Annotated in this window: 25 protein-coding genes; 13 read left to right on the top strand and 12 right to left on the bottom strand. The window is 68.4% G+C overall.

The window, feature by feature from the left end; all coding sequences use genetic code 11:
- Positions 1-18 precede the first annotated feature (18 nt).
- The gene (locus tag FHT32_RS33825; protein WP_176668912.1) at positions 19-540 is read left to right on the top strand and encodes a GNAT family N-acetyltransferase; all 522 of its coding nucleotides are present in this window, start codon (positions 19-21) and stop codon (positions 538-540) included.
- Between the two features lie 5 nt (positions 541-545).
- On the opposite strand, the gene FHT32_RS33820 is transcribed toward FHT32_RS33825, so the two are convergent.
- Genes FHT32_RS33820 through FHT32_RS33805 form a run of 4 tightly spaced genes read right to left on the bottom strand, consistent with a single transcriptional unit; the run spans position 546 to position 3,201 of the window.
- The gene (locus tag FHT32_RS33820) at positions 546-1,022 is read right to left on the bottom strand and encodes a DUF3237 domain-containing protein (RefSeq protein WP_176668911.1); all 477 of its coding nucleotides are present in this window, start codon (positions 1,020-1,022) and stop codon (positions 546-548) included.
- Between the two features lie 4 nt (positions 1,023-1,026).
- Positions 1,027-2,001 (bottom strand): aldo/keto reductase, encoded by a 975-nt coding sequence (locus FHT32_RS33815; RefSeq protein ID WP_176668910.1) that lies wholly within the window; start codon positions 1,999-2,001, stop codon positions 1,027-1,029.
- Positions 2,002-2,035: 34 nt separating this feature from the next.
- On the bottom strand, positions 2,036-2,635 hold the full coding sequence (locus FHT32_RS33810; protein ID WP_176668909.1) for a chromate transporter: 600 nt from the start codon (positions 2,633-2,635) through the stop codon (positions 2,036-2,038).
- A complete protein-coding gene (locus FHT32_RS33805) occupies positions 2,632-3,201 on the bottom strand; it encodes a chromate transporter (RefSeq protein ID WP_176668908.1) in 570 nt (189 codons plus the stop codon). The genes FHT32_RS33810 and FHT32_RS33805 overlap by 4 nt, the downstream gene beginning before the upstream one ends.
- Positions 3,202-3,299: 98 nt before the next feature.
- Here FHT32_RS33805 and FHT32_RS33800 point away from each other — a divergent pair, with 98 nt between their 5' ends.
- Positions 3,300-4,223 carry a YihY/virulence factor BrkB family protein gene (locus FHT32_RS33800; protein WP_176668907.1) on the top strand — a complete coding sequence of 308 codons (924 nt, stop codon included), beginning with the start codon at positions 3,300-3,302 and terminating at the stop codon, positions 4,221-4,223.
- Between the two features lie 18 nt (positions 4,224-4,241).
- Here FHT32_RS33800 and FHT32_RS33795 read toward each other — a convergent pair whose 3' ends face one another.
- Positions 4,242-4,814 (bottom strand): DUF924 family protein, encoded by a 573-nt coding sequence (locus tag FHT32_RS33795; RefSeq protein ID WP_176668906.1) that lies wholly within the window; start codon positions 4,812-4,814, stop codon positions 4,242-4,244.
- Positions 4,815-4,930: 116 nt separating this feature from the next.
- Between FHT32_RS33795 and FHT32_RS33790 the strand changes: the two genes are divergently transcribed.
- From FHT32_RS33790 to FHT32_RS33775, 4 genes are all read left to right on the top strand, one after another.
- Positions 4,931-5,380: a CHRD domain-containing protein gene (locus FHT32_RS33790; RefSeq protein ID WP_176668905.1), complete on the top strand. Its 450-nt coding sequence runs from the start codon at positions 4,931-4,933 to the stop codon at positions 5,378-5,380.
- Between the two features lie 142 nt (positions 5,381-5,522).
- The gene (locus FHT32_RS33785; RefSeq protein WP_176668921.1) at positions 5,523-6,653 is read left to right on the top strand and encodes a patatin-like phospholipase family protein; all 1,131 of its coding nucleotides are present in this window, start codon (positions 5,523-5,525) and stop codon (positions 6,651-6,653) included.
- A gap of 101 nt (positions 6,654-6,754) precedes the next feature.
- Positions 6,755-7,504, top strand: a complete 750-nt coding sequence (locus FHT32_RS33780; protein ID WP_176668904.1) for an acetoacetate decarboxylase — start codon at positions 6,755-6,757, stop codon at positions 7,502-7,504.
- A gap of 58 nt (positions 7,505-7,562) precedes the next feature.
- Positions 7,563-8,345, top strand: coding sequence for a 3-hydroxybutyrate dehydrogenase (locus tag FHT32_RS33775; RefSeq protein WP_176668903.1), 783 nt, complete (start codon positions 7,563-7,565; stop codon positions 8,343-8,345).
- A 124-nt stretch (positions 8,346-8,469) separates the two neighbouring features.
- On the opposite strand, the gene FHT32_RS33770 is transcribed toward FHT32_RS33775, so the two are convergent.
- Complete coding sequence (locus FHT32_RS33770; protein WP_176668902.1) at positions 8,470-9,420, bottom strand: helix-turn-helix domain-containing GNAT family N-acetyltransferase; 951 nt, start codon at positions 9,418-9,420, stop codon at positions 8,470-8,472.
- Positions 9,421-9,577: 157 nt separating this feature from the next.
- Here FHT32_RS33770 and FHT32_RS33765 point away from each other — a divergent pair, with 157 nt between their 5' ends.
- Positions 9,578-11,986 carry a YgiQ family radical SAM protein gene (locus FHT32_RS33765; protein ID WP_176668901.1) on the top strand — a complete coding sequence of 803 codons (2,409 nt, stop codon included), beginning with the start codon at positions 9,578-9,580 and terminating at the stop codon, positions 11,984-11,986.
- Between the two features lie 16 nt (positions 11,987-12,002).
- Here FHT32_RS33765 and FHT32_RS33760 read toward each other — a convergent pair whose 3' ends face one another.
- A complete protein-coding gene (locus FHT32_RS33760) occupies positions 12,003-12,647 on the bottom strand; it encodes a cold shock and DUF1294 domain-containing protein (protein WP_176668900.1) in 645 nt (214 codons plus the stop codon).
- Between the two features lie 17 nt (positions 12,648-12,664).
- Entirely contained in the window at positions 12,665-13,045 is a 381-nt protein-coding gene (locus FHT32_RS33755) for a tautomerase family protein (protein WP_176668899.1), read from the bottom strand.
- A 234-nt stretch (positions 13,046-13,279) separates the two neighbouring features.
- Between FHT32_RS33755 and FHT32_RS33750 the strand changes: the two genes are divergently transcribed.
- Both FHT32_RS33750 and FHT32_RS33745 read left to right on the top strand, forming a co-directional pair.
- Positions 13,280-14,197 carry a DMT family transporter gene (locus FHT32_RS33750; protein WP_176668898.1) on the top strand — a complete coding sequence of 306 codons (918 nt, stop codon included), beginning with the start codon at positions 13,280-13,282 and terminating at the stop codon, positions 14,195-14,197.
- Between the two features lie 37 nt (positions 14,198-14,234).
- A complete protein-coding gene (locus tag FHT32_RS33745; protein ID WP_176668897.1) occupies positions 14,235-15,149 on the top strand; it encodes a hypothetical protein in 915 nt (304 codons plus the stop codon).
- 6 nt (positions 15,150-15,155) lie between these two features.
- Here FHT32_RS33745 and FHT32_RS33740 read toward each other — a convergent pair whose 3' ends face one another.
- On the bottom strand, positions 15,156-16,031 hold the full coding sequence (locus tag FHT32_RS33740; RefSeq protein WP_176668896.1) for a CoA transferase: 876 nt from the start codon (positions 16,029-16,031) through the stop codon (positions 15,156-15,158).
- Positions 16,032-16,172: 141 nt separating this feature from the next.
- Between FHT32_RS33740 and FHT32_RS33735 the strand changes: the two genes are divergently transcribed.
- Positions 16,173-17,075 (top strand): SDR family oxidoreductase, encoded by a 903-nt coding sequence (locus FHT32_RS33735; RefSeq protein WP_176668895.1) that lies wholly within the window; start codon positions 16,173-16,175, stop codon positions 17,073-17,075.
- A gap of 17 nt (positions 17,076-17,092) precedes the next feature.
- Here the strand turns inward: FHT32_RS33735 and FHT32_RS33730 are convergent, their stop codons facing one another.
- Positions 17,093-17,551: an Lrp/AsnC family transcriptional regulator gene (locus FHT32_RS33730; protein WP_176668894.1), complete on the bottom strand. Its 459-nt coding sequence runs from the start codon at positions 17,549-17,551 to the stop codon at positions 17,093-17,095.
- A 129-nt stretch (positions 17,552-17,680) separates the two neighbouring features.
- Here FHT32_RS33730 and FHT32_RS33725 point away from each other — a divergent pair, with 129 nt between their 5' ends.
- A complete protein-coding gene (locus FHT32_RS33725; protein ID WP_176668893.1) occupies positions 17,681-18,289 on the top strand; it encodes a glutathione S-transferase in 609 nt (202 codons plus the stop codon).
- A 6-nt stretch (positions 18,290-18,295) separates the two neighbouring features.
- On the opposite strand, the gene FHT32_RS33720 is transcribed toward FHT32_RS33725, so the two are convergent.
- Together FHT32_RS33720 and FHT32_RS33715 are read right to left on the bottom strand one after the other, a co-directional pair.
- On the bottom strand, positions 18,296-18,694 hold the full coding sequence (locus FHT32_RS33720) for a DUF488 domain-containing protein (protein WP_176668892.1): 399 nt from the start codon (positions 18,692-18,694) through the stop codon (positions 18,296-18,298).
- 37 nt (positions 18,695-18,731) lie between these two features.
- The gene (locus tag FHT32_RS33715; RefSeq protein ID WP_176668891.1) at positions 18,732-20,606 is read right to left on the bottom strand and encodes a PhoX family phosphatase; all 1,875 of its coding nucleotides are present in this window, start codon (positions 20,604-20,606) and stop codon (positions 18,732-18,734) included.
- A gap of 89 nt (positions 20,607-20,695) precedes the next feature.
- On the opposite strand from FHT32_RS33715, the gene FHT32_RS33710 reads away from it, so the two are divergent.
- Both FHT32_RS33710 and FHT32_RS33705 read left to right on the top strand, forming a co-directional pair.
- Positions 20,696-21,526, top strand: a complete 831-nt coding sequence (locus tag FHT32_RS33710) for a crotonase/enoyl-CoA hydratase family protein (RefSeq protein WP_176668890.1) — start codon at positions 20,696-20,698, stop codon at positions 21,524-21,526.
- A gap of 393 nt (positions 21,527-21,919) precedes the next feature.
- A complete protein-coding gene (locus tag FHT32_RS33705; protein WP_019653070.1) occupies positions 21,920-22,234 on the top strand; it encodes a hypothetical protein in 315 nt (104 codons plus the stop codon).
- Positions 22,235-22,245 lie beyond the last annotated feature (11 nt).

Raw genomic sequence — 22,245 nt, 5'->3', positions numbered from 1 at the left:
CGAACGAGGAACTGCACCATGCGTCTCATCTCCTGCACGGAAGAAGCCCACTCGGCCGCGATCCTGGCCATCCTGAACGAGGCCATCGTCACCTCCACCGCGCTGTACGACTACAAGCCGCGCACCGCCGAGAACATGGCCACTTGGTTCGCCACCAAGCGCGCCAACGGCTTCCCGGTGATCGGCGCAGAGGACGAAAACGGCAAGCTGCTGGGCTTCGCGAGCTACGGCACATTCCGCGCCTTTCCCGCCTACAAGTACACGGTGGAGCACTCGGTCTACGTCGACAGCGCACACCGCGGCGAGGGCCTGGGCCGCACGCTGATGGAAGCGATCGTCGAGGAGGCCGTGAAGCGCGACGTGCACGTGATGGTCGGCGCCATCGACGCGGCCAACGCCGGCAGCATCGCGCTGCACGAGCGCCTGGGGTTCGAGCACTCGGGCACGGTGCGACAGGCGGGCTTCAAGTTCGGGCGCTGGCTGGACGTGGCCTTCTACCAGCGCATCCTTGCCACGCCGTTGAACCCGGTCGACGGATAGGCCGGTCAGTTCAGCGCGAAGAAGCGCATCACCACCTCGGCCGGATGTCGCATGCCGGCCCCGGTGAACATACGCTCGTTGATCCACTTCAGCGACGCCGATGCGGTCTCGAAGCGCGGGCTGCAGCGGAAGTACACCTGCGAGGGATCGACCGGCTCGCCACGCAGCAGCCTGGCCATCACCTCGGGCGAGGCGCTGCGCATCGCGCTGTTGTGCACGTAGATCAGGTCGCCCGCGTCGGTCTCGAGGCCGTAGCGCGCATCGAGCTCGGAGAGCGTGTCGCTCACGATCAGCTGGAAGTCGCTGCCGCCCGGCAGCACGCGCGCGCGCCAGCCGTGGCCGATGGCCTCGCCGCTGAGGATCGGCACCACGCGGCGCAGCCCGCGCGGACTGCTGCCCAGCACCTGCGGCACGCCGACCTGGATGCGCAGGTCGGCGAAGTGCTCCAGCGTAGGGGCGGCGATGGCGTCGAAGGTGCCCATCGGATCAGGCTGCGGGCTTCGCCGTCTCGGCGCTGGCGCGGTTCAGCATCTCGATGGTGCCCGCGTCCAGCTTCAGCTGGGTGGCGACCACGAGCTCCTCGAGCTGCGCGATGGAGGTCGCGCTGGCGATCGGTGCCGTCACGCCGGGGCGCGCGATCTGCCATGCGATGGCGACCTGGCCCGGCTTGGCGTTGTACTGCTGGGCCACCTTGTCGAGCGCATCGAGGATGCGCAGGCCGCGCTCGTTGAGGTACTTCTTGGTGGTGTTGGCGCCGCGCGGGCTCTTGGCGGCATCGGCCTCGGTGCGGTACTTGCCCGTGAGGAAGCCGGCGGCCAGCGCGTAGAAGTTGATCACGCCCACTTCGCGCTTGATGCACAGCGGCTCCAGCGCGTCTTCGAACACCGCGCGGTCGTAGAGGTTGTACAGCGGCTGCAGGCTCTCGTAGCGGGCGATGCCCAGGCGCTCCGACACGTCGAGCGCCTCGGCCAGGCGCGGCGCGGTGTAGTTCGATGCGCCGATCGCGCGCACCTTGCCTTCCTTGATCAGCTTGTCGAAGGCGCCCAGCGTTTCTTCCAGCGGGGTGTTGGCATCGTCGTCATGCGACTGGTAGAGGTCGATGTAGTCCGTCTGCAGGCGCTTGAGCGAGGCCTCCACGGCTTCGCGGATGTACTTGGGCGCGAGGCCCACCTTGCCTTCGCCCATCGGCTTGCCGACCTTGGTGGCCAGCACCACGCGGTTGCGCTTGCCGCTTTGCTTGAGCCACTTGCCGATGATGGTCTCCGACTCGCCGCCGGTGTGGCCCGGCACCCATGCCGAATACACGTCGGCGGTGTCGACGAAGTTGAAGCCCGCATCCAGCCAGGCATCGAGCAGCTTGAACGAGGCCGCCTCGTCGACGGTCCAGCCGAACACGTTGCCGCCGAAGGCGAGCGGGGAAACCTGAAGGCCGGAGCGGCCGAGCGGGCGAAGTTGCGACATGTCGATGTGTTCCTGTTGAAGAGGATGGAAAAGATCAGACGAAGCCCACGGCGCCCAGCACCGCGCCGGCGCCGAGCAGCCAGAGCAGGTGGATGCGCGTGCGCCAGACGATAAGCGCGGCGGCGCCGGTCAGCAGCCACAGGTGCCACGCGGGCGCATCGCCGGCATGGTTTCCCGCCGCCAGCACCCAGCCGGTGGCGATCAGCAGGCCCACCACCACGGGCGCCATGCCCTGCTTGAAGGCTCGGACCTCGCGGCGCGTGCGGTTGCGGTGGCCCCAGCGGGTGGCGAAGTAGGTGAGGGTGGTGCTCGGCAGCATGATGCCCAGCATCGTGACCAGCAGTCCGAAGAGGCCCAGCACCCAGGCGTGCGGCCCGGCGCCGATGCCGCCGCCCGCGTTGAGCCCCACGTTCCAGCCCATCAGCGCCACGAACAGCACGTTGGGCCCGGGGGCGGCCTGCGCGATGGCGACCGAGGAGCTGAACTGCGCGTCGGTGAGCCAGCCGTGCTGCGTGACCAGGTACCGGTGCATGTCGGGCACCGTGGTGATGGCGCCGCTGATCGACAGGAGCGACAGCAGCATGTACTGGCCGAAGAGGGCCAGCCAGTCGTGCCATTGCATGGCGATGGTCATGGGGCGATCCTCTTCCAGGTCCAGACGCAGGCCACGCCGCCGACCACCAGCAGCACCCAGCCCAGCGGAATCTTCAGCACCGCGATGGCCGCGAACACCAGCGCCATGATGACCAGGCAGGTCGCGAAGCCCAGGGGGTGCTTGCGCAGCTGGGGCACCAGCTTGACGCCCGTGGCGGCGATGAGCCCGCCCGACACCGCCCCCATGCCCCGCAGCGCGGCCGCCACCTGCGGATTGCCGGCGTAGTGCGCGTACAGCACGGCCAGCGCGAGGATCACGACCAGCGGGATGGTCAGCATGCCCGCCACCGCCGCCAGCGCGCCGCGCAGGCCGAAGTAGCGGTCGCCGATCATCAGCGCGAGGTTGATCACGTTGGGCCCCGGCATCACCTGCGCCACGGCCCAGTCTTCCAGGAACTGCTCGGGCGTGAGCCATTTCTTCTTCTCGACCATCTCGCGCTGGACGATGGCGAGGACTCCGCCGAAGCCCTGCAGCGCGAGCCAGGTGAACGAAACAAAAAGGTCGCGCGGCGACTGGGGATGGGCTGCGGGGGGAGACGGTTGCATGTCGAGCGATTATCGTAGGCAGGCATTCGACATGCAGGGCGCCGCCGCGACACGGCGGTGCCCTGCCGCTTCAAGGGTTCCAAGGAGGACATTCCAGCATGGTCACGCAACTGCGCGCGCTCTTCGATCTCTGCCGCCGGGCCTTCAACTCGTGGTCCAACGACTACGCCCCGAGCATGGGCGCCGCGCTGGCCTACTACACGGTGTTCTCGATCGCGCCGCTGCTGCTGATCGTGATCGCGGTGGCGGGCCTGGTGTTCGGCCAGGAGGCCGCGCGTGGCGAGATCTTCGCGCAGCTCTCGGGCCTGATGGGCGAGCAGGGCGCGGCCGCGGTGCAGGGCATGCTCAAGGCCGTGAACAAGCCGACCGAGGGCATCGTGGCCACCGTGGTCGGCATCGGGCTGCTGGTGGTGGGCGCCACCACCGTGTTCGGCGAGCTGCAGGACGCGCTCGACCGCATCTGGCGCGCGCCGGCCCGTACCAACACCAAGGGGCTGTTCAACATGCTGCGCGTGCGGCTGCTGTCGTTCAGCATGATCATGGGCATCGGCTTCCTGCTGATGGTGTCGCTGGTGGCGAGCGCGGCGCTCGCGGCGCTGGGCAAGTGGTGGTCGCCGGTGTTCGGTGCCTGGGAGACGACGGCGCAGGTCGTCAACTTCGTCTTCAGCTTCGCGATGGTGACGGTGATCTTCGCGATGATCTACAAGATCATGCCGCGCGTGAAGGTGCAGTGGCGCGACGTGTGGGTGGGTGCGGCGGTGACGGCGCTGCTCTTCACCGTGGGCAAGCACCTGATCGGCCTGTACATCGGCAAGAGCAGCGTGGCCTCGGGCTATGGTGCGGCGGGCTCGCTGGTGGTGGTGCTGGTGTGGGTGTACTACTCGGCGCAGATCTTCCTGCTGGGCGCGGAGTTCACCTGGGTCTACGCGCGCACCTACGGCTCGATGAAGGACACCAAGGGCATCGCCGAGCTGAACCCGTCGCCCACGCGCGAGGCGCCGCTGCCGCACAACGACGACTGAGCGGCGCCGCCTCGCGCTTCAGCCCGCGAAGCCGCCTTCGTCCAGGAACTTCTGTTCCTCCGCCGTGCTGGTGCGCCCCAGCATCCTGTTGCGGTGCGGAAAGCGGCCGAAGCGCGCGACGATGTCGCGGTGCAGCACGGCATAGCGCTGGGTGTTGTCGTCGAGCGCGGCGTTGAGCTCCACCGAGCGCTCCTGCTCGGCCAGCACCTCGGAGTGCATGAAGGGCAGGTAGAAGAAACGTTGCAGCGTGGGCTCGCACTGCCGGTCGAAGCCCGCCTCGATGGCCTGCTTTGCCACGGCCAGTGCCTTTCCGTCGGTGGCCAGCATGTGCGGATTGCCGCGCCAGGCGTTGCGCGGGAACTGGTCGAGCAGCACCAGCAGCGCCAATGCGCCCTGGCCGTCGGCGGCCCAGCGGTCGAGTTCGCCGCGGGCGGCGGCCTGGTGGGCATCCGAGAAGCGGGAGATGAAGGCGTCGTCGAAGGCGTCGTTCTTGGCGAACCAGCGCTCGGGGCCGGCCTCGCGCCAGAAATCGACCACTTCGCGGGCCGTGGGGAGCGTGTTGGAGAGGGCTGTGGAGGCGGGGGAGGTCATCGACACATTCTCTTTCAGGTTGTGCGCTCGGGCCCAAGTCGGGGCGATGGCCGACAGGACGGAGCCCGTGCAGTTGCCTATGCTTTGGTCGCCTTCACAACCAGGAGATAAAGCTCATGACCCAATATGGCGCTCTTTTGCGTGCGGCCCTCGTCGCCGGCGTTGCCGGTGCCGCGCTGGCCGGCTGCGGAATGATGTCGAAGTCGAACGTTGCGAGCTTCAGCGGCGCAATGAATGCGGCGAGCGAAGTCCCGCCGAACATGACGCGCGGCAGCGGCATGGCCGAGGCCTGGCTCGACCGCGACACCAATGTGCTCAAGTACAAGATCACCTACACGGGGCTGAGCGGCCCGGCGACCATGGCGCACTTCCACGGCCCGGCGGCCGCGGGCGCCAATGCGGGTGTGGTGCTGCCCTTCGCCAATCCGGCGAGCCCGATCGAGGGGCAGGCCACGCTCACGCCGGCGCAGGCCGCGGACCTGTCGGCGGGCAAGTGGTACGCCAACATCCACACGGCCGCCAACCCCGGCGGCGAGATCCGGGGGCAGATGCTGCCGAAGATGTGAAGCCGTTCCAGGGGCAACAGCCCCTGGTCAGCTTGGCGTCGCGGGGCTGGTGTCAAATGAACGCATGACGACGACACCACCGAAGAAGAAAACCCGTGCCGCCTCCAAGCCCCTCGACCCGTTCGCCTCGCGCCGCGAGGACATGCGCACCGCCCGCAAGGCGCTGGTGCTGCAGGGCGGGGGCGCGCTCGGCGCCTACCAGGCCGGCGTGTACGCCGCGCTCAGCGAGACCGAACTGCAGCCGCACTGGATCGCCGGCGTCTCCATCGGCGCCATCAACGCCGCGCTGATCGCGGGCAATGCGCAGGAAAAGCGGGTCGATCGGCTTCGCGAGTTCTGGCACCTGGTGTCTTCCGGGCCTTCGCAGCGCTTGCCCTCGTGGCTCGGAGACCGGGCCACGCAGAACCAGTACAGCGCCACCATGGCCTCGCTGGTGGGCATTCCGGGCTTCTTCGAGCCGCGCTATTCGCCGGCCTTCCTGATGGGCGGCGCGGCGCCGCTGCTGAGCTACTACGACACCTCGCCGCTGAAGTCGACGCTGGAGCGGCTCGTCGACTTCGACCGCATCAACGCCTGCGAGGCCCGCTTCAGCGTGGGCGCGGTGAATGTGCGCACCGGCAACTCGGTGTACTTCGACAACACGCGCCAGCGCATCGGGCCCGAGCACATCATGGCCAGCGGCGCGCTGCCGCCGGGCTTCGCGCCGGTGAGCATCGACGGCGACGACTACTGGGACGGCGGCATCGTCTCGAACACGCCGCTGCAGTACGTGCTCGACACGCATCCGCGCAACGAGCCGCTGGTGGTGCTGCAGGTCGACCTGTTCAACGCGCGCGGCGAGATGCCGCGCAACATGGCCGGCGTGATGGAGCGGCAGAAGGACATCACCTACTCGAGCCGCACGCGCATGAACACCGACGCGCTGGCCGCCAACATGAACCTGCAGCAGGCCATTGCGGACCTGATCTCCAAGCTGCCGGCCCACCTGCGCAACGACCCTAGCGTGCACGCGGTGCAGTCGCAGCTCACGCACGAGCCCATCGACATCTTCCACCTGATCTACCGCGACAAGCCCTACGAGCTGGAATCGAAGGACTACGAGTTCTCGCGCGCCGCGGTCGAAGAGCATTGGGAGGCCGGCGCGCGCGACATGCGCGTGACGCTGGCCCATCCCGAGACGCTGCGCGCCGATGCCACCGTGAACGGCGTGACCACCTTCGACCTCGGCGAGCACGGCTCGGGGCGCGTCAAGCGGCCCGGGCTTTCTCGATGAGCTGCCTGGGCGACGGTCGATTCAGCCCCGGCTAAGAAACCAGCGCGAGACTGGGCCGTCACTTCACCGCTTCAGCTTCACCAGGAGGAAATGTCTGCATCATGAACATTGAAGACGTGCGACGAACGGCATTCGCGATGCCGCTGACCAGCCCCGCCTTTCCGCCAGGCCCTTACCGCTTCATCAGGCGCGAATTCCTGATCATCACGTACCGCACCGACATCGAGGCCCTGCGCGCGGTGGTACCGGAGCCGCTCGAGGTGGTCGAGCCGCTGGTGAAGTACGAGTTCATCCGCATGCCCGATTCCACCGGCTTCGGCGACTACACCGAGTCGGGCCAGGTCGTTCCGGTGCAGCTGCGCACCGACAAGGGCGTGGAGAAGGGCTCCTACGTGCATGCGATGTACCTGAACGACCATCCGCCCATCGCCGGCGGGCGCGAGCTCTGGGGCTTTCCGAAGAAGCTCGCCTCGCCGGTGCTCGACTACGAGACCGACGTGGTGGTCGGTACGCTCGACTATGGCAAGGTGCGCATCGCCAAGGCCACGATGGGCTTCAAGCACCGCACGCTCGACCCTGCGCCCATCCTCGCGGGCATCGCGCAGCCGAATTTCCTGCTGAAGATCATTCCGCACGTCGACGGCACGGCCCGCATCTGCGAGCTGGTGCGCTATCACATGGTCGACGTGACGCTGCACGGCGCATGGGGCGGGCCGGGCTCGCTCGAACTGCATCCACATGCGCTCGCGCCGGTTGCCGACCTGCCGGTGCGCAAGGTGGAGTCGGCGGTGCACTATATCGCCGACATGACGCTCGCGCTCGGCACCGTCGAGCACGACTATCTCGCCTGATTCTTGCTGGCGGCCTCAGGTCGTCGGCTTTCCAACCCCAACCGTCAAGGAAATCACCATGCAACTCAAGGACAAGGTCGCCTACATCACCGGCTCGGCCAGCGGCATCGGCCAGGAAATCGCCATCCTGTTCGCGCAGGAAGGCGCCAAGATCATCATTGCCGACCTGAACAAGGAAGCGGCCGACGCCACCGCGGCCGAACTCAAGGCCACGGGCGCGCAGGCCATCGGCGTGGGCGTGGACGTGACGAACGAAGACCAGGTCAACGCCTCGGTGGAAGAGGGCGCGGCGGCCTTCGGCGGCATCGACATCCTGATCAGCAACGCGGGCATCCAGATCGTGCATCCGGTGGAGGAATTCAGCTTCGCCGACTGGAAGAAGATGCTCGCCATCCACCTCGACGGCGCCTTCCTCACCACCAAGGCCTGCCTGAAGCACATGTACGCGCAGGGCCGCGGCGGCAGCGTGATCTACATGGGCTCGGTGCACTCCAAGGAGGCCTCGCTGCTGAAGGCGCCCTACGTGACGGCCAAGCATGGCCTCATCGGCCTGGCCAAGACGGTCGCGAAGGAAGGTGCCAAGCACGGCGTGCGCGCCAACGTGATCTGCCCGGGCTTCGTGCGCACGCCGCTCGTGGAGAAGCAGATTCCCGAACAGGCGAAGACGCTGGGCATCACCGAGCAGGAAGTCATCAAGAACGTGATGCTGAAGGAGACGGTCGACGGCGAGTTCACGACCACGGAGGACGTGGCGCGTGTGGCGCTGCTGTTCGCGGGGTTCCCGACGAATGCGCTGACCGGGCAGTCGCTGGTGGTGAGCCACGGTTGGTTCATGCAGTGAGCCTTCTCCCTCCCCCTCTGGGGGAGGGCCGGGGTGGGGGCAAGCGGCGCATCTATCGAAAGCTGTCTGCCCCCATCCCAACCTTCCCCCAGAGGGGGAAGGAGCAAATCCGGCCCGGCCAAGACTAGAGCTTCAGCTCCCAGGTCTCGCCCACGAGCGGCGTGCCGTAGCCTTCGTGCGGCTCGGAACCTGTGAGCTGGAAGCCGCGGCTGGCGTAGATGCCGCGGGCGGCCGTCAGGCAGCTGTTGGTCCACAGCACCATCTTGCGGTAGCCCTTCAGGCGTGCGAAGGCGATGCATTCGTCCACCAGCTTGCCGCCCAGCCCCAGCCCGCGCGCGCCGGGCGTGAGGATCAACAGGCGCAACTGCGCCACCGTGGCCGACTTGCGCACCACGAAGATCGAGCCGACCCGTTCGCCGTTGAGCTCGGCGATCCAGCAGCGCTCCCATTCGGGCTGGAACTTGAGCAGGAACTCGCCTGCGATGTTCGCGACGAGCGCCTCGAAGGTGCTGTTCCAGCCGTACTCTCGCGCGTAGATCTCGCCGTGCTGCTGCACCACCCAGCCGATGTCGCCGGGGCCGGGCTCGCGCAGGATGGCGGCTTGAGGCCGCTCCGGCGGCGCCTGGGGATCGAGCAGCGACTGCACCGTGCCCATGGCGTGCACCAGCTGCTGGCGCTGGGCGGGCGCCAGCGAGGCGAGCAGGGCGGCCGCCTCTTCGCGCGACTTCTGCTGCAGCGGCGCGAAAGCGGCATGGCCCGCCTCGGTCAGGCGCAGCACGCTCTGGCGTGCGTCGCGCGGATGGGGCTCGCGCACCAGCCAGCCTTCGTTCTCGAAGCGGCGCAGGATGCGGCTGAGGTAGCCGGCGTCGAACCCGAGGTCGCGCCCGATCTCGCTCGCAACGGGTACCTCGCGGTGCGCCAGCTCGTAGAGAACGCGCACGTCGGTCAGCGACATCGCGCTGCCCAGGTAGGGATCGAGGGCGCCGATGCGGCGGGTGTAGAAGCGGTTGAATTGGCGGATCGCCTTGACGGCGGCGGTATCGATGGGAAGCGAAGTCGTGGACATGGTTGCCATTGTCATTAAGTTGTTTGACTTTGGCAATCAAATTGGCCCGGCATGAGTCCTTCGGGAAAGTCCGGTCACACCTCGGTCGGGGCGACAGGCATGGTGGAAAACCCTAAAATCGAGGGTTGCCCACAACGGCGCTCCGCGGCGCTGTCAACTCCCACCGATGAACGCTCCCGTCGACGTCTCCTTTTTCGCGCGTGCCGCCAAGCCGCTGACCAGCTACCGCAAGTACTGGGCGGCCCGTTTCGGCACGGCGAAATTCCTGCCGACCTCGCGCAAGGAGATGGAAGCGCTCGGCTGGGACAGCTGCGACATCATCGTCGTCACGGGCGACGCCTACGTCGACCATCCCAGCTTCGGCATGTCGGTCATCGGCCGCATGCTGGAGGCGCAGGGCTTTCGCGTGGGCATCATCGCGCAGCCCGACTGGCAGAGCGCCGAGCCCTTCATGGCGCTGGGCAAGCCGAACCTGTTCTTCGGCGTCACCGCCGGCAACATGGATTCGATGATCAACCGCTACACGGCCGACCGGAAGATCCGCAGCGACGATGCCTACACCCCCGGCGACGTCGGCGGCGCTCGCCCCGACCGCGCGGCCATCGTGTATTCGCAGCGCTGCAAGGAAGCCTGGAACGACGTGCCGATCATCCTCGGCGGCATCGAAGGCTCGCTGCGCCGCATCGCCCACTACGACTACTGGTCGGACAAGGTGCGCCGCTCCGTCGTGGTCGACGCCAAGTGCGACCTGCTGCTGTACGGCAACGCCGAGCGCGCCATCGTCGAGATCGCGCACCGCCTCGCCGCCAAGGAGCCGGTCCAGCAGATCACCGACGTGCGCGGCACCGCCTTCGTGCGGCGCGAGACGCCTGAAGGCTGGTTCGAGATCGATTCCACCAGCGTCGACGAGCCCGGCCGCGTCGAGGCGCACGTCAACCCGTACCTCATGGTGTCTGACCAGGCCAAGGCCAACGGCGCGACCTGCGCGAAGGAAGATGAGGCCGAAGCCGTCGCGAAGGCGGCTGAGGCTGCCGGCTCGGCTGCCGGTTCCGTGGTCAACCCCGCCATCAAGCCGCTGAACTTCGTGCCCAACCCCGCGCTGCAGGGCAAGGGCAAGACCAAGGTGCCGCCGCGCGAGCGCTCGGTGATCCGCCTGCCTTCATACGAGCAGGTGCGCAGCGACCCGGTGCTCTATGCGCACGCCAACCGCGTGCTGCACTTGGAGACCAACCCCGGCAACGCCCGCGCGCTGGTGCAGGCGCACGGCGAGGGCACCACGGCGCGCGACGTGTGGATCAACCCGCCGCCCATTCCCCTCACCACGGCCGAGATGGACCACGTCTTCGACCTGCCGTACGCGCGCAGCCCGCATCCGCGCTACGCCGACGAGAACGGCAGCCACGACGGCGCGACGAAGATCCCGGCGTGGGAAATGATCCGCTTCAGCGTGAACATCATGCGCGGCTGCTTCGGCGGCTGCACCTTCTGCTCCATCACCGAGCACGAGGGCCGCATCATCCAGAGCCGCTCGGAAGACTCGATCATCAAGGAGGTCGAGGCCATCCGCGACTCGGTGAAGGGCTTCACCGGCACCATCTCCGACCTAGGCGGCCCCACGGCCAACATGTACCGCATCGGCTGCAAGTCGCCCGAGATCGAGGCCGCCTGCCGCAAGCCCAGCTGCGTGTACCCGGGCATCTGCCAGAACCTCAGCACCAGCCACGACCCGCTCATCAAGATCTACCGCCGGGCGCGCGCGCTCAAGGGCATCAAGAAGATCCTGATCGGCTCCGGCCTGCGCTACGACCTGGCCGTGCAGTCGCCCGAGTACGTGAAGGAACTGGTGCAGCACCACGTCGGCGGCTATCTCAAGATCGCGCCCGAGCACACCGAGCAGGGCCCGCTCACGAAGATGATGAAGCCCGGCATCGGCAGCTACGACAAGTTCAAGCAGATGTTCGAGAAGTACTCGGCCGAGGCTGGCAAGAAGCAGTACCTCATTCCGTACTTCATCGCCGCGCATCCGGGCACCAGTGACGAGGACATGATGAACCTCGCGATCTGGCTCAAGAAGAACGGCTTCCGTGCCGACCAAGTGCAGACCTTCTACCCGAGCCCGATGGCCACCGCGACCGCGATGTATCACTCCAACCGCAACCCGCTGCGCAAGATCACGCGCGAGAGCGAGACGGTGGACATCGTGCGCGGCGACAAGCGCCGCCGCCTGCACAAGGCCTTCCTGCGCTACCACGACGCCAACAACTGGCCGCTGCTGCGCGAGGCCCTCAAGAGCATGGGCCGCGCCGATCTGATCGGCAACGGCAAGCACCACCTCATTCCGACGTGGCAGCCGCTGACCGACGGCGGCTACACCAGCGCGCGCCGCAAGAACTCGACGGCGGCTCCGGCCACTGCCAAGGCCGCGCCGGTCAAGCTGGCACCGGTGAAGCCCTCCAAGGGCCGCATCCTCACGCAGCACACCGGCCTGCCACCGCGCGACAACGGTTCGGGCACGGGTTCCGCTGGGCGCAAGCCCGCAGGCCCGGTGCGCGGCAGCATCCGCAAGCCGCGCTGAGCGGCTTCGGACTCCGTCAAAGGGCCGGCACGAGCCGGCCCACCCAGGCGCCGACAGCCGCCACGTGGGCCAGCACCGTGGCCCAGTAGACGGCCATGAAGCTCTTCTTGCTCACCTTGTGGCGGAACAGCCGCTGCGCGATCCACGCGCCCGGCCAGCCACCGGCCAGCGAGAGCAGGTGCAGCGTGCTTTCCGCAGTGCGCCACCGGCCCGCCTGGGCCGCGCTCTTGTCGACGCCATAGATGAAGAGCGCCGACAGGCTCAGCAGCAGCAACACGCCAAGGGCGATCGGCGGGATCCGGCCGGTCCATACGCCGTAGCCGAGCAGCGCCGCATAGCCGACGAGCAGCAGCGCCATCGGCAGTGATGACGAAGGTGAAGAAAAAGCTGAAGAAGAAGGGGCAGGGCGGCGCTGCTGTTGCTTCACGCGCCCTTGCGGACGCTGCTGCGGAGCACCCGCTGCCCGAACCGCCACCGCGCGCGGCCCCTTGCCGCCCACGTGGATCTCATCGAAATCCAGCCGCATGCCGACCTGCGGCGTGGTACCGCGGTCTGCGAAGTCGCGCAGGTGCACGAACACATCGGCGGAGATTTCGGGACAGCGAATGAAGCCGAAGCCCCGGTCCTTCTCCCATCGAACGAGCGTGCCCTGGCGTTTCATCGGCGGGATTCTCGCCGCTATGCGTACTGCATCTCCCCGTTGCCGAAGGACCAGTTCTCCTTCGCCACCTCGACGAGATTGATGAACACGTCCTCGCGCCGGATGCCCAGCTGGCCGTGCAGGTCGTCGGCCACGCGCCTGTAGAAGGCCTTCTTCATCTCCTTCGTGCGCCCGAGGTTCAGCGTGATCTGGATCAGCACGAAGCCCGGCGAATACGCCACGCCGAGGTAGCTCGCCGGATGCACCAGCTCGTGCGGGGCGTGCCGCGTGATGACCTGGAACTTGTCGTGCTCCGGCACGTTGATGGTGTCGCGCATGGCCTGGTAGACCAGGTCGCCGATGGCCGGGCCCAGGGTTTCGGCGGCGTCGCTGGAAAGATCGATTCGCACGAGTGGCATGTGCTGTTCCTCGAAAAAGTCTTGGGCGCATAAGATACGCGACATGGCCCGCCATCTTCTTTCTCCCCCGTCCGCCGTCCGCTGCTGAAGCGCGCCTCGCGCTCAGACCCACGCGGTTGCCGCCAGTCGCGCCTTCTCGGCCGGCCGGCGGTTCGGATGGTCACGCCCGCTGCCTGAACCCCGGTCCTGAAGCGATCGGCCATGGCGGGCGTCATGGAGAAAGAACTTTCATCAATGAACGCAAGAACGTCTGCCGCCCTGGCCTGGGGCGGCGTGCTGCTGGCCGGCGCCCTGTGGGGCGGCGGTGCGCTGGTGGCGCAATTCCTGATCGACGGCGGCATCGCGCCGCAGAGCCTGTCGCTGGCGCGGTTCGCCCTGGGGCTGCCGCTGCTGTGGTGGCTACATTGGCGCGCGCCTGCGATACCGGGGGACGGCTGGGCCGATCTCGGTGGCCGGGAGCGGTTGCAGATGCTGGCCACGGGCGCTGCGATGGCGCTCAACGTGAGCTGCTGGTTCGCCGGCATCGTGCACCTGGGGGCGGCGCTGCCGACTGTCATTTCGATCTGCTGTGCGCCGGTGATCGTCGCGCTGGTGTCGGTGCTGCGCGGCTATGAGCGTCTCGGCCCGAGGCTCGTCGCGGGCCTGCTGCTCGCGCTGGCGGGCGTGCTTCTGCTGGTGATGCCCGCGGGAGGATGGGGCCCGCTGGCGCCGGGGCATGCGGCCGGCGTGGCCTGGTCGCTGGGCTCTGCCTTCTGCTACGCGATGGTGGTGCTGGGCAACGCGCGCATGCCTGCGCGGGTGCCGGCGGTCACGGCCTCGGCCTGGGGTATGACGGTGGCGGCGCTGTGCATGCTGGCCGTCGCGCTGCCCTCGGGCATCACCTGGCCGTCCGGCGGCGCGCAGTGGCTGGGCGTGGGCTACACGGGCGTGGTGACGACCTCGGTGGCCTACCTGGCCTTCGCCTGGGGCGCGCGGCGCCTCTCGCCGACGGCGGCGGTGGTCGGCACGCTGATCGAGCCACTGGTGGCGGCCTTGCTGGCCGCGGCGCTGTTCTTGCAGGCGCTGACCCCGCGCCAGTGGGCCGGGGCCCTGCTGCTGGCCGGCGCGATGCTGCTGTTGGTGCGGCGCAGCAAGCCCGCGCTGTCCGACTGAAGGCGAGGGCGGGGCGGTCCGTTGTATGGTGTGGCCCATGAGCAGTTCGCCCCACCCGCCGGCTCCATGGACACGCACTCTGGCTGTGGCGGCGCTGCTGCTGTTCGCAGCCTGTCCGATGCGGTCTTCGTTCGCGGCCCCGACGGAGAACTCCTCCGCCGAGACGCTGCGGGCCACCCACCAGCGCCTGAGCGACAAGCTGAACCGCAGCAGCTTCGGCCGGCCAGTGCAGCTCGATTCCATGGAGACGGCCGACGGCCTCCAGGGCGACGTCCATGCCGTGGTCGAGCATCCGCTCGCTGAAATCGGCGCCGCGCTCAAGGGCTCCGCCCACTGGTGCGAGGTGCTGACCCTGCACGTCAACAACCGGCGCTGCAGCGTCGCCAGCGGCCCGCAGGGGCGCGAGATGCTCACGCTCTACGTGGTGCGCCGCTACGACAAGCCGATCGATCAGGCCTTCGAACTGCCTTTCGTCTACCGGGTCAGCAGCAGCTCGCCCGATCACCTGCTGGTGGAGCTTTCCGCCGAAAGCGGCCCGCTGGGCACCAGCAACTACCGCGTGACGCTCGAGGCCGTGGCGCTCGACGAGCGCAAGAGCTTCCTGCACTTCAGCTACAGCTACGACCACAACACCATGGTGCGCCTGGGCACCATGGCCTATCTGGCGACTTTCGGCAGCGACAAGGTGGGCTTCACCGTGATCGGCAAGACGCCCGAGGGCCAGCCCGACTACATCCGCGGCCTGCGGGGGCTGGTGGAGCGCAACGCGATGCGCTACTTCCTGACGCTCGACGCCTACCTCTCGGCGCCGGGGCCGGACCAGGCCGAGCGCCGCCAGCGGCGCTGGTTCGCGGCCGCCGAGCAGTACCCGCGCCAGCTGCACGAGATCGATCTGGACACCTACCTCGCGCTCAAGCGAGAAGACCGGCAGCGCGACGGCCCCGGCCGCTGAGCCTTTTCAATCGGCCAGCGCGAGCAGCGGCACGTCGCGCTCGCGGCTCATCGCATCGAGTTCGGCGCGCGTGCGCGTCAGCAGCCAGGCAGCCAGCGCCTCGCGCGTGGCCGGCGCCAGCATGTCGTGCGAGGCGATCTGCGCGGCTTCGCACAGCCGCTTCGCGAAATGTGGCTCCAGCGCCGCCACCGCCACCCGGCCGTCGGCGCAGGGATAGACGCGGTAGCCCGCATGCGCGCCGCCGACCGCGCCCGAAGGCTGGGTCAGGCCCCAGGTGCGGGGCAGGGCGAGCCAGTCGGCCGACGCGTTCAGCGCCACTTCCAGGTGCACGCCGCCAGCCTTTCGCGAGCGCAGCAGCATGGCCTTGAGCACCGCCTCGCTCGCGAGCAGGGCGCCGCCCATGTCGGCGTAGAGGGTGGGCGGCAGCTCGGTGCCGGTGACGAGGCCGCTTTCGGCAAGGTAGGTCAGGTCGTGGCCCGGCTCCTCGGCCCGCTCTCCCGGCGCGCCGACGATGGCCACCTGCGACAGCGAAGGGTGGCGCGCCTGCAGCGTGGCCCAGTCGAGCTTCAGCTTGGCGAGCGCCGAGGGGCGGAACGAGGTGAGCAGCACGTCGGTGGAGGCAAGCTCGGTGTGCAGCTGCTGCTGGCCGGCCTCGGTCTTGAGGTCGAGGGTGCGGATCTCGATGCCCTCGTGCAGCGCGGTGTAGGCGGGGCGGTTGTAGAGGCCCATCGGATCGCCGCCGGGCGGCTCCAGCTTCAGGCAGGAGGCGCCCATTCGGCGGCAGCGCAGCAGCGCGGCGGGGCCGGGCAGGTTCAGCGCGAGGCTGAGGACGCGAACGCCCTCCAGCGGTGCGAAGGCTTGATCGTCGGCGGGGCTCGGCATCGGTCGTCGTCTCCGGAAGAATCGTTTCGCGCATTCTCGCCCGAGGGCCGGAGCCACCTCACGCAAGCCGCAAAGGCGCTGCGCGCGTAGCATGTGCCGGTGGCGGCGCGTGCCGCCTCCCATCGACCAAGGAGACGAATCATGTTCGAGACTTCCCTCATGAGCGGCCAGCGCATCCTGGTGACCGGCGGGGGCACCGGCCTCGGCCGGGCGATGGCCGAGCGCTTCCTGAGCCTCGGCGCCGACGTGGCCATCTGCGGCCGGCGCCAGTCGGTCTGCGAGGAGACGGCGGCCGAATGGCGCAAGCAGTTCCCGCAGCGGCGCATCGACACCTTCGGCGTGGACATCCGCATCGCGCAGCAGGTCGACGAGATGGTCGAGAGCCTGTTCCAGAGCGGCGGCCTCACGGGGCTGGTGAACAACGCGGCGGGCAACTTCGTCTCGCCCACCGAGGCCCTCTCGCCGCGCGCCTTCGACGCCATCGCCAACATCGTGTTCCACGGCAGCTTCTACGTGACGCAGGCGGTGGGCAAGCGCTGGGTGGCGCAGGCGAAGTCGGGCGAATGGAAGCAGGGCGACGCCTTCCGCAGCGTGATGAGCATCATCGTCACCTGGGTCGACAACGGCAGCCCCTACGTCGTGCCCTCGGCCATGAGCAAGGCCGGCATCGAGGTCATGACCAAGTCGCTCGCGGTCGAATGGGCGCGCCACGGCATCCGCCTGAACGCCGTCGGCCCCGGCGAGATTCCGACCGAAGGCATGAGCAAGCGCCTGAACCCCGGCGAGGAGCCCGGCGCGCGCAGCAAGCAGAACAACCCGATGGCGCGCACCGGCCGCATGAGCGAGCTGCAGAACCTGGCTTCCTTCCTGATGGCGCCGGGCCAGTGCGACTGGCTCACCGGCCAGAGCATCATGATGGACGGCGGCAACGCACTGGCCACCGGCGGCAACTTCTACGAACTGCGCCAGTGGAGCGACGCCGACTGGCTGGCCGCGCGCGAACGCATCGAGGCGCAGAACCAGAAGGACAAGGCGCAGCGCTGAGGGCTGCCGTCCATTTGCTATTTCTTCGGCGGCCTGGCCGCGTGCACGGTGACCCGCTTGTTCACCGGGCTCGACAGCACCAGCGACGTGGTCACCGAGCCATCGACCGCCAGCGCGTCCACCACGCGCTCCAGGTCGGCCGGCTCGGCGATCGCGCAGCGCACGAAGAAGCAGTCTTCGCCGGTCACGCGGTCGGCGCTCAGCACCTCGGGCATCGATTCGAACAGCTTCAGGTACCTGGCGATGCCCGCATGCGTGGTGTCGATGCGGATGATGGCCTGCAGCCCCACGCCCAGCGCGCGCAGGTTGACGCGCGCGCCGTAGCCCTCGATTACGCCGGCCTCCTCGAGCTTGCGCACCCGCTCGCTCATGGCCGGCTGTGACAGGCCGATGCGCTTGCCGATGGCGGCCAGGCTCTGGCGCGCGTCGGTCTGGAGCGCTTCGAGGATCAGGCGGTCTTTCTTGTCGATGTTCATGGGCGGAAGAGGGCAGGCGAATGGCCGCCGATGGTTGATCGGTTTGCGGCCGCTATTTTCGATGGCTTGCCATTCGGCATCCGCGGCCCCGCCGGTATCGTGGGACCCGTCTTCAGGAGAAACCATCCAATGCAACTCGTCGGCATGCTCGACTCGCCCTACGTGCGGCGCACCGCCATCTCGCTGCGCCTGCTCGGCGTTTCCTTCGAACACCGCTCGATCTCGGTCTTCAGCACCTTCGAGCAGTTCCGCGCGATCAACCCCGTGGTCAAGGCGCCCACGCTGGTCTGCGACGACGGCTCGGTGCTGATGGACTCGACGCTCATCATCGACTACGCCCAGGCGCTCAGCGGGCGCAGCCTGATGCCTTCAGACCCGGCGCGGCGGCTGCGCGAGTTGCGCCTCACGGGGCTCGCGCTCGCGGCCTGCGAGAAGACGGTGCAGATCGTCTACGAGCGCCAGCTGCGCCCGGCCGAGAAGCTGCACCAGCCGTGGATGGACCGTGTGCGGGGCCAGCTCGCCGCTGCGTATTCGGCGCTCGAAGGCGAGCTCGCTGCCGAGCCGCTGTCGGTCAATGAAGAGACGATGACGCAGGCCGGCATTTCGACAGCCGTGGCCTGGGCGTTCACGCAGTTGATGACGCCCGACGCGATCTCGCCGAACGACTACCCGGCGCTGGCCGCGTACTCCGCGCAAGCCGAGCGCCTGCCGGTGTTCGTCGGCGCGCCGATGGTCTGAGCGGAATCAGTCGACGATCTTCGCGCCGCGCTCCGCCAGCAGGCTGCGCAGCACGGAGCGGTGGCAGCGCGATTCTTCCTCGCAGTAGCAGCCCACCGAGAGCGAAGCGCCGTGCGACAGCGCGGCCAGCAGGTCGAGGCTACGGCTCGCGTCGGGCTCGGCCATCTCGGCCTTGAACTTGCGCACGAAGGCGTTCCACTGCGTGGGCGATTCCGCCTTCTGTGCTTCCTGCGCCTGCTTCATCGCTTCGACGGACGGCGCGAGGTTCGGGTACCACACGTCGTACCAGTCCTGCGAGGCGAACTCGGTCTTCGGAACGCCGCGCGGCGGACGACGCACGGTGCCGACGCGAAGGCCCTCGTCGGGGGCGCGCGGTGTGCCGAGGCGGACGATGCGGATGCTCATGCTGGTGTCCTTTTTCTCGCCTGTTCGATTTGTTGTCTCAGGTGCCGACGATACCGCCGTCGCGCCGCCGTATCGCCAGCGTCGCCGAGCGCGGCCGGGCGCTGCCCGGCGTGGTGCCGTCGGGCCAGGCGCTGCTGTGCTTCGTGTCGCCGTCGTCGCGCGCCTCGCCCGGGTGCTGGATGTTGACGAACAGCGTGCGCCGGTCGGGCGTGACCACGCAGCCGGTGATCTCGCAGCCGTTGGGCCCGGTGAGGAAGCGCTTGATGCGGCCCGAGGCCGGGTCGGCGCACAGCATCTGGTTGTTGCCCAGCGAGGTGTAGGGCGGCTTGCCGATGACCTGGCCGCTCAGGTCGGTCTGGATCCAGAGCAGGCCGCCGCGGTCGAAGTGCAGTCCGTCGGGTGCGCCGAACGCATCGGCGCCGGCCGAGGGGTAGCGCGCGCCGCTGCCGGGCTGCGCGGGGTCGCCTGCGAGCGCGAAGTGGTCCCACGAGAAGCCGGTGGAAGCCGCATCGCCTGCGTCCTCACGCCAGCGCAGGATGCCGCCGAAGAGGTTGTTGGCGCGCGGGTTGGCCGCATCGGGAGCGGGCTTGCCGGCGTCGCCGCGCTGGCTGTTGTTGGTGAGCGTGACGTAGACCTCGCCGCTTTGCGGATGGATGGCGATCCACTCGGGGCGGTCCATCTTCGTGGCGCCGACCTGGTCGCCCGCCAGCCGCGCGTGGATCAGCACCTCCGCCTGGTCGGCGAAGCCGTTCGTCGCGTCCAGGCCGTTGCGTCCGTGCGTGAGTTCGAGCCACTGGCCGCGGTCGCCGGCGTCGTAGCGCGCCGCGTAGAGCGTGCCTTCGTCGAGCAGGTGCCGGTTGGCGGCGCGCGCGGCGGCGTCGGTGCCGGGGCGCACCTTGTCGCGGCTGATGAACTTGTAGATGTATTCGAAGCGCGAGTCGTCGCCCATGTAGACCACCAGGCGGCCGTCCTTCGCGACGGTGCAGGTGGCGCTCTCCTGGCGCTTGCGGCCCAGTGCGGTGCGCTTGACCGGTGTGGCCGCGGGGTCGAACGGGTCGATCTCGACCACCCAGCCGAAGCGGTGCGGCTCGTTCGGGTGGCGGCTGAGGTCGAAGCGCTCGTCGAAGCGCCAGTACTCGACCCACTGCGACCCGGCCACCGTGCCGTAGCGGCGCTGGGCCGGCGTGGCGTTGCGGGCCGCGTCCTTCGGCCCGCCGAAATAGCCGTGGAAGTTCTCCTCGCAGGTGAGGTAGGTGCCCCACGGCGTGACGCCCATCGCGCAGTTGGCGAAGGTGCCGAAGACCGCATCGCCCGCCGGATTGGCCGCGGTGCGCATCAGCGGCGTGCCGGCGGCGGGCCCGGCGATGCGCATCGGCGTGTTGCCGTGCACGCGGCGTGCGAAGGGCGAGGGCAGCACCTGCTGCCAGCCCTGGCCGCTGCGCCGGATTTCGATCACCGAGACGCCCATGGCGTGCAGCGACTTGCGGACCTTGTCGGCGGTCCATTCCTTCACGCCGTCGGTGTGGAGCAATTGCTCGTCGGTGTACTCGTGGTTCATCACGAGCAGGCCACGTTCGCCTGTGGCATCGAGCGCGAAGAAATGCATGCCGTCGTGGTGCATGCCGGCCTGCACGGCCTGGTCGTCGGCGCTGTTGCTCGCGTCGGGTGCGAAGGGCGGCATGCGGCCCGCGACGCCGGTGGGCGTGCCCCAGGGATAGAGCAGCTGCCATTCGTATTCGGGCGGTATCACGATGCCGTCGTGCAGGGACGCCGGCACGCCGGTGAAGCCCAGCGTCTCGCCGGGGCCCGCGGATTGAGGCGCTGGCGTCGAGGCGCAGCCCTGTCCGAACAGTGCGACCACGGCGGCGGCGGAACCCGATTGAATGAGAAAGTGGCGGCGGTCCAGGGGCATGGCTTTGGTGTTGTGTAGGCGACAGCCGCCATCATCGCCTGAGCCCGGGCCCGGCGATACTGGCGCGGCAACCGCCCAGGAGACATCGAATGACCGACCGCATCGAACGGACCCGCCACGCCGACGGCGTCGTGGAACTGCAACTCGCCCGCGCCGACAAGATGAACGCGCTCGACCCGGCGATGTTCGATGCGCTCATCGAGGCCGGCGAGGCCCTGCGCGGCGACAAGGCGGTGCGCGCGGTGGTGATCTCGGGCCGCGGCAAGGCCTTCTGCGCGGGGCTCGACATAGCTTCGTTCGAACGCATGCAGCAGCAGGGCGCTGGCGCCGACGTGCTGGGCGAGGGCGCCGCAGGGGCCGACCTGGTGGTGCGCACCCACGGCATCGCGAACGCCGCCCAGCAGGTGGCGATGGTCTGGCGCGAGGTGCCGGTGCCCGTCATCGCCGCGGTGCACGGCGTGGCCTTCGGTGGCGGCCTGCAGGTGGCGCTGGGGGCGGACATCCGCATCGTCGCGCCCGACACCAAGCTGTCGGTGATGGAGATCAAGTGGGGCCTGGTGCCCGACATGGCCGGCATGGTGCTGATGCGCGAACTCGCTCGCAGCGACGTGGTGCGCGAACTCACCTTCACCGGGCGCATCTTCTCGGGCGAAGAGGCGCTGCGCCTGGGCTTCGCCACCCGCGTCAGCGCCGACCCGCTGGCCGAGGCGCTGCAGATGGCGCACGAGATCGCCGGCAAGAGCCCCGACGCGATCCGCGCGGGCAAGCGGCTGCTGAACGCATCGCTCTCGCAGAGCGCGGCCGAACTGCTGCTGGCCGAATCGGTGGAGCAGAAGGCGCTGATCGGCAGCCCCAACCAGACCGAGGCCGTGAAGGCCAACATCGAACGGCGCGCGCCGCGCTTCAGCGCGCCGGCCTGATTTCTCCAGGCCCCTCCGGCAGCCGGCCCGAAGGGCCGATTAGGACCAATCCGCGCCGCCGAGCGAACAGGGCGGCCGGGTAACTCCCGTGTCCGCGGGCACCGTTCTCGCGCACCCTCGCATCCCCCGTCTCACCGCAGGCGTGTTTACACCTGCGTCTTTCGTTCGGCTGGCCCTTCAATTCGCGCCGCAACAGCCGAAAACATTAGAAATTCCCTTTGGTGTATCTTTATGTAAGAATAAAGTGGTTGTTTTGACGCGAGAATCGATGAGGATGGAGGCAATTTGTGTGCAGAAGGTCACGTCTCTTCCTCTGACAACTCCTGCGGAGGATGGCTCCAGACAGCGCACTCATTAACAATTTAAGGCTTTGCCTAGCGACGGCGATCCTGCATGTCGACGACCACGTTTTTCTGTAACCTCAGCGTGCCCATCCTGGTGGGCGAGGATCGCTACAAGTACGTCCCCATAGTGGGAGTCTTCCGCAGCATTCCATTCGATCAAGTCGATGAATGGGTGATGCACCCCGACGGCCGGCCGCGCAGCGACCGCGAACTGGCGGCCGAAGTCCTTGTCGAGATCCGCAAGCCACTCGGTTCGAGTGGACGCACCGCGCCGCACGCCTTCGACGTGGCGGACATCCTGCAGCTCGACCGGGCCGCGGCGATCGTCGTGTCCACCTTCCTGGCGGCGCTTCCGCGCGTCTGACGGTGCCGCGT

It is taken from the genome of Variovorax sp. SG517 (assembly GCF_013376045.1).
Classification (GTDB): Bacteria; Pseudomonadota; Gammaproteobacteria; order Burkholderiales; family Burkholderiaceae_C; genus Variovorax.
Note: the sequence above shows the minus strand (reverse complement) of the source record. Positions and strands in the feature narration are given on the sequence as shown.